Here is a 12,875-nt window from a genome sequence, read left to right as displayed (position 1 = left end):
CTTAGGGGCACGGCGACTTCTAAGAACGTGTTCACGATCTATCTTGCCTTATTCCCCGAAGATGAGGGCGTGATGCTACCATGCACGGCTTTTTGCCTGCGATTTAGCCAAGGGAGTTTGGCGCATCGTTTGTTACAAAACATAAAGCTGTCCATCGTTAAAAAAAAGCACAGCTACACGCCTAAACTGAGCACCGCCGGATTCGGTGATCAACACCCATGATTTCCCTTGCGCTGCTCGCTTTCGTGATGTCCCTTGTGTTCACCGTCTGGGTGCGCAGGGTGTTTATCCGTTCTTTTTCCCACTACGCACCGGACGCGCCACAGCGGTTTCATGTCGGCCACGTTCCCCGCATGGGCGGGGTGGGGTTGCTGATGGGGTGGACGCTGGCTCTGGCTTCGTTGCCTTTGTTGCAATGGGCCGGTATGGCAGGGAACATCGAACTTGACTCTGGCCTGCACCGATGGCTCTTCATGTTGCTTCCCGCAGTGGCTGGGGGTGTACTGGAAGACCTTACGCAGCGGCTTACGGTGCGCTGGCGTCTGCTGCTCACCTTGAGTTCGGGTTTGCTCGCATGGTGGCTCCTGGGCGCCACAGTACCCAGCCTGGGATTTGCCTGGGTTGATGGATTCTGGAGCCGCTGGCCCTGGCTGGGCGTGGGGCTGGCAGTGTTGGCTGTGACCGGCTTGCCTCACGCATTCAACATCATTGATGGCTATAACGGCCTGGCGGGCGCTGTTGCGCTGGTCGTGTGCCTGGCCCTCACTCACGTGGCCATACAGGTGGGTGATCGCGAACTTGCTGCCATGTCCATTGCACTTGCGGCGGCCACAGCGGGTTTTCTGGTCTGGAATTATCCGCGTGGGCTCATTTTTGCGGGCGATGCAGGTGCCTATGTATGGGGCTTGTTAATTGCCACCATCAGCCTGCTGTTGGTCCACAGGCACCCATCAGTTTCACCCTGGTTTCCCTTGCTGCTTCTGATCTACCCGGTCTGGGAGACCATATTCTCGATCTACCGCAAGCTTTGGCGAGGGGTTTCGCCAGGTATGGCGGACGCGTTGCATCTCCATCAATTGGTTTATCGGCGGCTGGTGCGCAGTGTGCTTCATGAAGATGAAGTCAAGAATATGCTCAAGCGCAACAACCGCACGTCGCCCTATCTCTGGAGCTTTATCGTACTGACGGTGGTGCCGGCTACGCTGTTTTGGCGCTATAGCAGCGTCTTGCTGGCGTTTTGCTTATTGTTTGCCGTGAGTTACGTAGTTGCTTATGTGATGCTTGTGCGATTCAAGGTGCCGCGCGTATTGCAGCCGCCGCGGCAATAGCTATTAGGCATTAAGGGACAGGTTGCAGGCGACAGGTCATAAGCAGTAAGCAATAAACCATAAGGAAAAGCAGCGGGTAATGTGTAGCCGCCAATGCGCAGCAGCCTATGGGGCAGGCATTCTCCGATTTGTGCCGTGAGCAGGTTCTAATAGCCTACGTTTCCAGGGAAATCCTGTGGGCGTTACCAGCCCCCATCTCCTGCAAACAAGCAACAGCCCGGTGAAATTATCATCACCGATTCATTCTCCAATCAGAGTCCGCCATGAATACCGAAGAAGTTCAAATTCCTCCGCGAGACAAGGCCGAGATCCTGGCCCAGGCCTTGCCCTACATCCGTAAGTTCCACGGCAAGACCATGGTCATCAAATATGGCGGTAACGCCATGACTGACCCTGGTTTGCAGCAGGATTTTGCTGAAGACGTTGTTTTGCTCAAATTAGTCGGCATCAACCCCGTTGTGGTTCACGGAGGCGGCCCGCAGATTGAAGCGGCGCTCAAGCGGCTCGGCAAGCAAGGTCGCTTCATCCAGGGCATGCGCGTCACAGATGCGGAGACCATGGAAGTGGTCGAATGGGTGCTGGCTGGCGAGGTGCAGCAGGACATCGTGGGTCTGATCAATCAGGCCGGTGGCAAGGCTGTAGGGCTGACGGGCAGGGATGGCGGCCTTATCCGCGCTCGCAAGCTCAAGATGGTGGATCAGAAAGATCCCACCCTTGAACATGATGTGGGCCAGGTAGGCGATATCGAACGCATTGATCCAAGCGTGGTCAAGGCGTTACAGGATGATGCCTTCATCCCAGTCGTCAGCCCCATCGGCTTTGGTGAAGACAACGAGAGCTACAACATCAATGCCGATGTCGTGGCGGCCCGTCTTGCGATGGAGTTGCAAGCGGAAAAGCTCTTGATGCTCACTAACATTCCTGGCGTGCTGGATAAGCAAGGTCAGCTTTTGCCGGAACTTACGCCGGCCGGCATTGACGATCTGATCGCAGACGGCACTATCAGTGGTGGCATGCTGCCCAAGATTGCTGGCGCCCTGGATGCCGCCAAAAGCGGGGTCAATGCCGTGCACATCATTGATGGCCGCGTACCGCATGCACTGCTTCTTGAAGTGCTCACCGACCAGGCTTTCGGAACCATGATCAAAAGCGCCTGAGCGCTTGACTCTGTAATCTGGCGGAGGCAGCGACTTCCGTCAGACTTCTGATGTATTAGGTTTAATTGGAACAATGTGCGAGAATCATTTAGTCACAATTGATTCATCATGCACTCAGCTGACGAAACCGCACCAGAGCCTGTCCGGGATGCCGAAGACCCCGATCAGCCTAAGCATAAGCACGCCGGGTTTATTCGTAAACGCCCTAAACCCGGCGAAAGGCGAGTGCAGATCTTGCAAGTGCTGGCTCAAATGCTGGAGCGTCCAGAGAGTGAACGCATCACCACGGCGGCCCTGGCGGCGCGCCTTGAGGTGAGTGAGGCCGCCCTCTACAGACACTTCGCCAGCAAGGCGCAGATGTTCGAGGGCTTGATCGACTTCATTGAAGCCACTTTGTTCGGCTTGATCAATCAGATCACTGAGCGCGAACCTGAGGGGCGGGTCAGAGCCGCCCGGATGGTGGCCATGATATTGCAGTTCGGCGAAAAGAATCCGGGAATGACCCGTGTCATGGTCGGCGACGCTCTGGTTTACGAGCACGAGCGCTTGCAGCGGCGCATGATCTTGCTGTTCGACAAGCTGGAAGCTGCGTTGCGCCAGACGCTTCGCGATGGGGCAGCTGATGCGGGTGTTGCTCTGACGCCAGACCGTGACGCGCAAGTGAAAGCCTCGGTTCTTTCTTCCTTTGTCTTGGGACGTCTGCAACGTTTTGCACGATCGGATTTCAAGCGCTCTCCACTTGAGCATCTCGACGAGAGTCTGAGTCTTCTGGCCCTTTGAGGGATTTCGAGCAGGGCACCTGGCTGGCAAAGCCGCTTACGCTCGGCTGTTTCCAACAGTCAGGCAAACAAGTTCGCTGAGCCTGCGGCTCCTGCTGGAGGGCACTCTGCTTGCCAGGTCAGGTGGCGCAAACCTCGCCTGATTAAAAGTGCTCGTAAAAAAGAAATCTTAAGATTTACGGGTAAATACTTACGTCAAACACGTCTGGCTGACTTGGCGTTGTCATCGGGATGGTAGAAAATAAAACGACCGTTCGTTTTATTTGACCCATGTCCTCCACTCCTCCTTTTGCCCAGCGAAAGGCCCCTTCAGAGGGGCCGACGGTGGCGCGCGCTTTGCCCAAGGGGCAGCAGACCAAGGCGGCTATCGTCGATGCTGCGCTGCGCATGGCTTCCCAAGTCGGCTTGGAAGGTCTGTCCATCGGTACATTGGCAGACGTCATGGGCATGAGCAAGTCTGGTGTATTTGCTCATTTCGGCTCGCGCGAAGAGTTGCAGATCTCGGTGGTCAACGAGTACTACGCGCGTTTTGAGCGCGACGTCTTTTACCCCGCGCTCCAGGAGCCGCGCGGCTTGCCTCGCTTGCGAGCCATGTTTGCGAACTGGATGCGGCATACCGGCGCCGAACTCGATTCGGGCTGCATTTTCATCAGTGGTGCTGTCGAATTTGACGACAGGCCTGGTTCGGTGCGTGATGCGCTTGCACAGGCCGTGAGCTCCTGGCTGGATGCCATGACGCGTGCCGTTCGGCAAGCGCGTGAAGAAAACCATCTCTCCCAAGAGGTGGACGAGCGCCAAGTCACCTTTGAGGTCCATGCCTTGATCCTCGCACTCCATTACGAGGCGCGCTTCCTGCAGATGCCCGGCGCCATTGAGCGTACGACACGGGGTTTCGAAAGCATTCTCTCGCGCTATTGCGTCAGCAATTAATTTAATTCACTAGACATTTTCCAAGGAGCCAGTCCCCATGCCCACCTACAACCCCCCTCTGCGCGATATGCAATTCGTCATGCACGAGGTGCTCAACGTCGTCGATGAACTCAAGGAAATTCCTCGTCATGCTGACGTGGATACCGACACATTGAACGCAGTCATCGAAGAGGGTGGGAAGTTCGCTTCGCAAGTGCTGCAGCCTTTGAACCTGAGTGGAGACACCGAGGGTTGCGTGCTGGACAAGACGACTCACGAGGTCAAAACCCCCACGGGCTTCAAAGATGCCTACGCACAATATGTTGAAGGGGGCTGGGCAGCGCTGTCTTGCGATCCAGAGTACGGCGGGCAGGGCTTGCCTATTGTGGCCAACCAATGCGTCTACGAGATGCTCAACTCTGCCAACCAGGCGTGGACCATGTACCCCGGTCTATCGCATGGCGCCTACGAAGCCCTGCATGCTCATGGCACGCCGGAGCAGAAAAAGAAATATCTGCCCAAGTTGACCAGCGGGGAGTGGACCGGCTCCATGTGCCTGACCGAACCGCATTGCGGCACAGACCTGGGTCTTTTGCGGTCCAAGGCCGAGCCTGTGGGCGATGGCACCTACAAGATCACCGGCAACAAGATCTTCATCAGCGCCGGCGAGCATGACATGGCGTCCAATATCCTCCATTTGGTGCTGGCTCGGCTTCCAGATGCGCCAAAAGGCAGCAAAGGCATCAGCCTGTTCCTGGTTCCCAAATTCCATGTCAACGACGACGAAAGCCTGGGTGAGCGCAACCCGGTCTTTTGCACAGGACTTGAGCACAAGATGGGCATCCACGGCAACTCTACCGCCCAGCTGAGCCTGGAAGGTGCGGTGGGTACGCTGGTCGGCGAGCCGAACAAAGGGCTCCAAGCCATGTTCGTGATGATGAATGCAGCCCGTCTGGGGGTGGGTAACCAGTCCCTGGGCCTGACCGAAGTGGCCTATCAGAACGCGCTCATCTATGCCAAGGATCGCTTGCAGATGCGCAGCCTCTCAGGCCCCAAAGCCAAAGACCAGCCTGCAGACCCCATCATCGTGCACCCTGATGTGCGCAAGATGTTGCTCACTGCCAAGGCTTACGCTGAAGGTGGTCGAGCCATGTCCATCTACTGCGCCATGCTGCTCGACAAGGCTCTCTACCACCCTGATGAGAAGGTGCGAAAGGACAGTGACGAACTGGTTGCGCTGCTCACGCCCATCGTCAAAGCCTTCCTGACCGACAACGGATTTGCAGCCACCAACCACGCCATGCAGGTGTTTGGCGGCCACGGCTACATCCATGAAACCGGCATGGAGCAATACGTTCGCGATGCTCGCATCAACATGATCTATGAAGGCACCAACACTGTGCAGTCTCTGGATCTGCTGGGCCGCAAGATTCTGGGCAATCAGGGGGCGACGCTGAAAAAGTTCGGCAAGTTGATTGCGGCCCTGGTTCAGGAAGAGGGTGTCAACGAAAAGATGAGCGAGTTCATCAATCCGCTGGGCTATCTGGCAGATCAAATGACCAAGTTCACCACCGAAATCGGCTTCAAGGGGTTTATCAACCCTGACGAGGTGGGCGGTGCCAGTGTGGACTATCTGCGCGTGGCAGGCCACCTGGTGTTCGGATACTTCTTTGCACGCATGGCCAGTGTGGCCCTGAAAAAGCAGGCCGAAGGCAGTACAGACCCCTTCTACACTGCCAAGTTGCAGACCGCGCGCTTTTACTTCGCGCGCCTGTTCCCCGAGACCGCGAGCCTCATGCGCACGGCGCGTTCGGGCGTGGCCAATCTGCTGGAAACAGATGAGGCGCTGGCATGAGCTCCCCCATCGCACTCGGCTCTCAGCCAACCAGGCTCGCCAGGTTGTTCATTGCTGGCCTCGCACTTGCAGGCAGTACGGCATGGGCGCAGATGACGCCCGTAGGTACCTGGCAAAGCATTGATGATTCCACAGGGCAAGCCAAGGCACAGATCGTCATCTCTGAATCTGCTGGCGTGCTCACTGGCAGGATCGAAAAGCTCCTGCGCAAGGAGGCCGACCCCAACAGTATCTGCGACAAATGCAGCGGCGACCGCAAGGACAAACCGGTGGTTGGTCTCGAAATCATTCGAGGCGCCAAGAAAGCGGAAGGCAAGGAAGTCTGGGAAGGCGGCCGAATTCTTGACCCTGAGAAAGGCAGCGACTATGGCCTGCGCCTGACGCCCATTGAGGCCGGCAAGAAATTGGAGGTGCGAGGCTCTATCGGTCCATTCGGGCGCACCCAGACCTGGACCAGGGTCCAGTGAAGCGTCACCTTAGAAAGAATTGCTGAAAATGTCCCGATTCAATGTGAAAAAAGTCGCCGTGCTCGGCGCAGGTGTGATGGGGGCGCAAATAGCTGCGCATCTGGTCAACGTCAAAGTGCCTGTCGTCCTGTTTGATCTGGCCGCTAAACCGGGTGAGGACGGCAAGCCGGTTTCCAAAAATGGCATCGTCGAAAAGGCGATTGCCAACTTGAAAAAACTCAAGCCTTCGCCCTTGGGGCTGGCAGACGACGCCGATCTCATCGAGGTGGCCAACTACGAAGATGATCTCAAGAAGCTCAAAGGCTGTGATTTGATCATTGAGGCCATTGCTGAGCGTATGGATTGGAAGAGTGATCTGTATCACAAGATCGCCCCCTTCGTAGCCAAGCATGCCATCTTGGCAAGCAACACTTCCGGCCTGTCCATCACCAAACTGAGCGAGGCGCTGCCAGAAGCTTTGCGTCCGCGTTTCTGCGGTATCCACTTCTTCAATCCCCCACGGTACATGTACCTGGTGGAATTGATCGCCACGCCCGCAACCCAACCTCAGGCCATGGACGACCTGGAGGCCTTCGTCACCACCGCACTTGGCAAAGGCGTCGTGCGCGCCAAAGATACGCCCAACTTCATCGCCAATCGGATCGGTACCGCCGGCATGCTGGCGACCATGAAAGAAGTCGACAAATTCGGACTCACCTTCGATGTCGTGGACGACCTGACTGGCAAACGCCTGGGTCGCGCACCCAGCGGCACATTCCGCACCATCGACGTGGTGGGCCTCGATACGGTGGGCCACGTCATCAAGACCTTGCAAGACAGCCTCAGTCCTGAGACCGACCCTTTCTACGAAACTTATGGCACACCGGCTGTACTGGCCAAACTGCTGGAGTTGAAAAACCTGGGCCAGAAAACGGGTGCAGGTTTTTACAAAAAAGTGGGTCGTGACATCTTGCGTTTTGATCTGTCCGGAGGCGAGTACGTGCCGGGAGGCCAGAAGGCTGATGAGGTTTATGGCCGCATGCTGAAAAAACCGGCGGGAGAGAGGCTGAAGCTGCTGCGCAACGCAGAAGGCCCTCAAGGTCAGTTCCTCTGGGCGATCCTGCGAAACGCTTTTCACTATGCGGCGGTGCATCTGCAATCCATTGCAGAAACCGCGCGCGATGTCGACCAGGCGATGCGCTGGGGCTTTGCAATGAAACAGGGTCCTTTCGAACTCTGGCAAGAAGCGGGCTGGCTTGAAGTAGCCAAGATGATCCAGGAAGACATTGATGCAGGAAAGGCGATATCGAAAGCGCCATTGCCTGAATGGGTTTTCAACGGCCCTGTGGCGCAAGCCGGTGGCGTGCATACTGAGCAAGGTTCCTGGAATCCTTCGAGTGCGCGCTTCGAGCCTCGTCGCCAACTGCCTGTGTATGAGCGGCAGCTCTTTCCCGAGTTGCTGTTGGGAGAAGGCGGTCCCCGTCCGGCGACTGCGGGCAAGACCTTGCAGGAAACTGATGCTGTTCGTATCTGGACGCTCGATGATGAAGTCGTCATCGCGACATTGAAGACCAAGATGCGGGCCATCAGTCCGGAAGCAGGCGAAGGCCTCATGCAGGCGGTTGACCTGGCTGAAAGCCAGTACCAGGGCCTGGTCATCTGGCCTGGTGATGACCCCTTCTCGGTAGGTGCCGATCTTCAAGCCATGCTCCCTGGCTATGTGGCTGGTGGCGCAGGCCTCGTGGACTCCATGGAAAAGGAACTGCAGGACCTGATGTTGCGCATCCGCTATGCCAATGTGCCGGTGATTTCTGCCATTCGTGGCATGGCCCTGGGCGGTGGCTGCGAACTGGCAGTGCATTCTTCGCGGCGCGTGGCCATCATGGAAAGCTATATCGGCTTGGTGGAAGTAGGTGTCGGCTTGATCCCCGGTGCAGGTGGCTTGACCTATCTCGCGCGCCGCGCCTATGAGAATTCTCAAGCCAGCGCTGGCAAGGATTTGCTGCCCTTCCTGACCGAAGGCTTTACCGCCGCCGCGATGGCCAAGGTGGGCACCAGCGCGCTTGAGAGCCGGAAGCTGGGGTACCTGCTCTGGAGTGACATCGTGGTGCCCAACAAGGACGAACTGCTTTACGTGGCGACCAATGAAGCCAAGGCCATGTACCGCGCCGGTTACCGGCCTCCACACCGGAAACAGTTTGCGGTAGCCGGCCGGGACGGCAAGGCGACCATCCAGGGGCAATTGGTGAACATGCGAGACGGTGGTTTTATCAGCCAACATGATTTCCATGTCTCCAGCCTGATTGCCAATGTGCTGACCGGCGGTGATGTCGATCCCGGCACCATGGTGACTGAGGAGTACCTGATGACGCTCGAACGCCAAGCCTTCACCTCATTGCTGGGCCATCCCAAGACGCATGAGCGGATCATGGGCATGCTGGCGACGGGTAAGCCGGTCAGGAATTGAGCGCACCCTCACCCCAACCCTCTCCCACAAGTGGGGGAGGGAGCAGGAGGCTCTATGCAACCCACAAAACGATCGCCCAAGCCCCACTGTCAAACGGCTCAAGAAGTTCAAGAAGTTCAAACGAAGCCAAAAAGCTCCCTCTCCCGCGTGCGGGAGAGGGTTGGGGTGAGGGAGCGCGCTCGCGCGCTGCGCCACACTCAAACCGACCCAGAAGCCTTGCTTTGGAGCAAATTACGCGATCGCCGTCTAATGGGGTTGAAGTTTCGGCGCCAGCGCCCCATCGTGGGCTATTACGCCGACGTCGCTTGCTTGGAAATCGGTCTTGTGATTGAAATCGACGGTGGTCAGCATGCCGCTCCTGATGCAGTCCTTCGTGATCAAAAACGCAGCAGAGCTCTGTCGCAAGAAGACTTCGACGTGCTTCGATTCTGGAGCAACGAGGTGCTAAGAGAAACGCAATCCGTTATGGAAAAAATCAGGCAAGTCGCTGAGATGCGCGCCGCTGCTCTCGCCCCTCAGCCGGGTGTCCTCTCCCTCTCCCTTACGCGGTAGAGAAAATCCAAATAGTCGAGACCAACATGACCAAACAAATCCAAGACGCCTATATCGTCGCCGCCACCCGTACCCCCATCGGTCGCTCGCACAAGGGTTACTTCAAATCAACCCGGCCTGACGATCTGCTGGGTCATGTCCTGCGTGCCGCGGTAGCCCAGACCCCTGGGCTTGATCCTGCGGCTATCGAAGACATCATCTGCGGCTGCGCGATCCCGGAAGCCCAGCAAGGCCTGAATATCGCGCGCATTGGCGCCGTCCTCGCCGGACTGCCCCACGGTGTGGGAGGCATCACCGTCAACCGTTTCTGCGCCTCTGGTCTGTCAGCGGTTCAGATGGCGGCTGATCGCATTCGCGTGGGCGAAGCCGATGTGATGATTGCAGCGGGTGTTGAAAGCATGAGCATGGTGCCCATGATGGGTAACTCGCCCTCCCTGTCGCCCGCGATTTTTGCGGACACCAGCAACGTGGACAACTATGGCATTGCCTACGGCATGGGTCTCACGGCTGAGAAAGTCGCGCAGCAGTGGAAAGTCTCTCGCGATCAGCAAGATGAATTCGCCTACGAATCACACATGAAGGCCTTGGCAGCGATCAAGGCCGGAGAATTCGCAGATGAAATCCTGCCGGTGGAAGTCACTTCGAGCAATGTGAACCTCAAGACGGCCGAAGTCTCCAAGGTACAGCGAACTGTCAGCATCGACGAAGGCCCGCGTGCAGACACCAGCCGTGAAGGCCTGGCCAAACTGCGTACGGTTTTCGCTGCCCGCGGATCTGTCACTGCCGGCAACAGCTCGCAAACCAGCGACGGCGCGGGCGCACTGATCCTGGCCAGCGAAGCCGCCGTCAAGCGCTTTGGTCTCACTCCGCTGGCTCGCTTTGTCAGTTTTGCTGCCAAAGGCGTGCCGCCACAGATCATGGGCATTGGCCCGATTGAGGCCATTCCAGCAGCACTGCGCAATGCCGGCCTGAAGCAAGACGACATCGACTGGATCGAATTGAACGAAGCCTTTGCTGCCCAGTCTCTGGCCGTCATCAACTCGCTGGGCTTGGACAAAACCAAGGTCAACCCCATGGGCGGTGCCATTGCGCTCGGTCATCCGCTGGGAGCCACAGGCGCCATTCGCTCGGCCACAGTGGTGCATGCCTTGCGCAGGCATAACAAGAAATACGGCATGGTCACCATGTGTGTAGGCATGGGGCAGGGCGCTGCGGGTATCTTCGAGAGAGTTTGAGATTCAAGAGGCTCAGAATGGCTCATCTCCGGTAATTCACTCACTTCAATATTCATAAAGTCGGAAAGGGCACCATGGCACACGCATCTCAGGCCAGCAGCCATCCATTTGATGAAGCCATGGCGCTGGTGCCTCTGGCGCCACGTGCCGACGAACATGGCAGCGAACCGCCTCGAGAGTTCGAGGGGCGTACCCATCCGGCCTACGCCAACATGGTGGGGCCGTTTGGGGGTGTGACCGCCGCGCAGGCGCTGCAGGCGGTGCTTCGCCATCCACAGCGCCTGGGCGATCCGATCTCGCTCACGGTCAATTTCGCTGCGGGGCTGGCCGATGGTCCGTTTCGCATCGAAGCGACACCAGTGCGCACCAACCGATCGACGCAACACTGGACAGTGACTCTATGGCAAACCGGCACTGACGGCCTTGATACCGTCATGCTCACCGCAACGGCCGTGACCGCTGTTCGAAGGGCTACCTGGGGCGCTGTGGATGAAGCCATGCCGTCTGCGCTGCCGCCTTCCAGCGTGCCCAGCGTACCTTTCACGGACAGCGTGCGCTGGGTAAGTTCCTACGACATGCGCTTGGTGGCGGGGACTCTGCCCAAGCAATGGGATGGCGCAGAAGCAGATAGCCTCACCCAGCTCTGGCTACGTGACAATCCGCCTCGTTCGCTGGACTATGCCAGCCTCACGGCGTTGGCGGACGCATTTTTTCCTCGCATCTGGCGACGCAGGGCGCGTATGACGCCTATCGGCACCGTATCCATGACGGTCTACTACCACGCGGGCCCGGAAGAATTGGCGGCGACGGGAGAAGGTTTTCTGTTCGGCCAGGCCCGCTCCCAATCTTTTTTCAACGGCTTCTTTGATCAAAGCGCCCAGTTATGGAGCGAGACAGGCCATCTTCTGGCCACCACGCACCAGATCGTCTATTACAAGGAGTGAGGCTGCTCGGGGGCAACGCAGCGCGACCGCATTTTCTTCGCGCAATCGCTTAGGATTGCCTGGGTTATGGTCACCCAGTGTCGTGAGCTGGACATTGGTATTCGGTTTCACCGCTGCGCAATTCGCTTCAGTCCACGCCAGCCCGGCTTTCTGCCCATACCCTCTATTTCGCCCGGCCCGACCGGGTATGTTCAACCACCCCTAAGAGCTCTTCCATGTCCGAAATCCTCTCCCATCACGACGCCGGCGTATTGACGCTCACATTCAACCGGCTGGACCGCAAGAATTCCATCAATGCTTCCATGTACGACGCGCTGGCCAGCGCCATAGAGGCCGCGGCGAGCGATCCCCAAACCCGCGTCGTCGTTATTCAGGGCCACGAAACCGTGTTTTCGGCAGGCAATGACCTGCAGGATTTCCTGGCGAACAAACCACAAGGCATGGATGCGCCAGTGTTCCGCTTCCTCAAAGGCATCGCCACGTTCCCCAAGCCTCTGCTGGCAGCGGTTTGTGGGCCCGCAGTGGGCATCGGCACCACGATGCTGATGCATTGCGATCTGGTCTATGCAGGTGACAACGCGGCGTTCTCCATGCCTTTTGTCAACCTCGGCCTGTGCCCAGAGGCGGCTTCGAGCTTGCTTGCGCCGCGCCTGTTCGGTTATCAACGGGCGGCTGAAGCGCTGCTGTTGGGCGAACCCTTCTTTGCGGAAGCCGCGCTGGAGGTGGGTCTGGTCAATCGAATCGTGCCGCCTTCGGAGGCCAATGGTCTGGCTCAGGCACAGGCGCGCAAGCTCGCGGTCAAGCCTTTGGCCAGCCTGATCGAAACCAAGCGCCTCATGAAAGGCGCCCAGCAGGAAGAAGTGCTCAAGCGCATCGGTGAAGAGGCTGCCAGCTTTGGCCGCATGCTGGGCGAACCCGCAGCACGGGAAGCTATGACGGCATTCATGGAAAAAAGGTATCCGGATTTCAGCAGACTTTGATCCCCCCCTGAGTCACTGGATTGGTCTCCCCCTGAGTCACCTTCGGTGCCTTCCCCCACGGGGGGACAACACCGATGGCCGGCGCAGGTCCGTCCATGGCGTTCCCGCATGGCCTGCTCCGCGGCCGTAGGGGTTTTTCGCCCTCTCCCCTAGCCGGGGGGGCGCCCGGGGGGGGCCCGCGCGGGGGGGGGGGGGGGGGGGGGGGGGTCGCCGCGCGCCCACG

11 protein-coding genes are annotated in these 12,875 nt (G+C 58.2%); all 11 read left to right on the top strand.

Annotated elements, in window-relative coordinates; all coding sequences use genetic code 11:
- Positions 1–218 precede the first annotated feature (218 nt).
- The 11 genes from ABIE13_RS22500 (at position 219) to ABIE13_RS22450 (ending at position 12,652) form a co-directional block, all read left to right on the top strand.
- Positions 219–1,328, top strand: a complete 1,110-nt coding sequence (locus ABIE13_RS22500; RefSeq protein WP_354447635.1) for a glycosyltransferase family 4 protein — start codon at positions 219–221, stop codon at positions 1,326–1,328.
- Positions 1,329–1,591: 263 nt separating this feature from the next.
- Positions 1,592–2,485 carry an acetylglutamate kinase gene (argB, locus tag ABIE13_RS22495; RefSeq protein ID WP_354447631.1) on the top strand — a complete coding sequence of 298 codons (894 nt, stop codon included), beginning with the start codon at positions 1,592–1,594 and terminating at the stop codon, positions 2,483–2,485.
- A 108-nt stretch (positions 2,486–2,593) separates the two neighbouring features.
- Positions 2,594–3,265: a nucleoid occlusion factor SlmA gene (gene slmA / locus ABIE13_RS22490; RefSeq protein WP_354447629.1), complete on the top strand. Its 672-nt coding sequence runs from the start codon at positions 2,594–2,596 to the stop codon at positions 3,263–3,265.
- A gap of 269 nt (positions 3,266–3,534) precedes the next feature.
- Positions 3,535–4,194, top strand: a complete 660-nt coding sequence (locus ABIE13_RS22485; protein WP_354447627.1) for a TetR/AcrR family transcriptional regulator — start codon at positions 3,535–3,537, stop codon at positions 4,192–4,194.
- 37 nt (positions 4,195–4,231) lie between these two features.
- Positions 4,232–6,028: an acyl-CoA dehydrogenase C-terminal domain-containing protein gene (locus ABIE13_RS22480; RefSeq protein ID WP_354447625.1), complete on the top strand. Its 1,797-nt coding sequence runs from the start codon at positions 4,232–4,234 to the stop codon at positions 6,026–6,028.
- Between the two features lie 92 nt (positions 6,029–6,120).
- Positions 6,121–6,495, top strand: coding sequence for a DUF2147 domain-containing protein (locus tag ABIE13_RS22475; protein WP_354447948.1), 375 nt, complete (start codon positions 6,121–6,123; stop codon positions 6,493–6,495).
- Positions 6,496–6,523: 28 nt separating this feature from the next.
- Positions 6,524–8,941 carry a 3-hydroxyacyl-CoA dehydrogenase/enoyl-CoA hydratase family protein gene (locus tag ABIE13_RS22470; RefSeq protein WP_354447623.1) on the top strand — a complete coding sequence of 806 codons (2,418 nt, stop codon included), beginning with the start codon at positions 6,524–6,526 and terminating at the stop codon, positions 8,939–8,941.
- A 54-nt stretch (positions 8,942–8,995) separates the two neighbouring features.
- Positions 8,996–9,493 (top strand): endonuclease domain-containing protein, encoded by a 498-nt coding sequence (locus tag ABIE13_RS22465; protein ID WP_354447621.1) that lies wholly within the window; start codon positions 8,996–8,998, stop codon positions 9,491–9,493.
- Positions 9,494–9,519: 26 nt separating this feature from the next.
- A complete protein-coding gene (locus tag ABIE13_RS22460) occupies positions 9,520–10,728 on the top strand; it encodes an acetyl-CoA C-acyltransferase (RefSeq protein ID WP_354447619.1) in 1,209 nt (402 codons plus the stop codon).
- Between the two features lie 74 nt (positions 10,729–10,802).
- Positions 10,803–11,672 carry an acyl-CoA thioesterase gene (locus ABIE13_RS22455; RefSeq protein WP_436278458.1) on the top strand — a complete coding sequence of 290 codons (870 nt, stop codon included), beginning with the start codon at positions 10,803–10,805 and terminating at the stop codon, positions 11,670–11,672.
- Positions 11,673–11,887: 215 nt separating this feature from the next.
- Positions 11,888–12,652 (top strand): enoyl-CoA hydratase, encoded by a 765-nt coding sequence (locus ABIE13_RS22450; RefSeq protein ID WP_354447617.1) that lies wholly within the window; start codon positions 11,888–11,890, stop codon positions 12,650–12,652.
- Positions 12,653–12,875: the final 223 nt, after the last annotated feature.

Source organism: Ottowia thiooxydans, assembly GCF_040548795.1.
Lineage (GTDB): Bacteria > Pseudomonadota > Gammaproteobacteria > Burkholderiales > Burkholderiaceae_C > Ottowia > Ottowia thiooxydans_A.
This window is presented reverse-complemented; position numbering and strand designations above follow the sequence as displayed.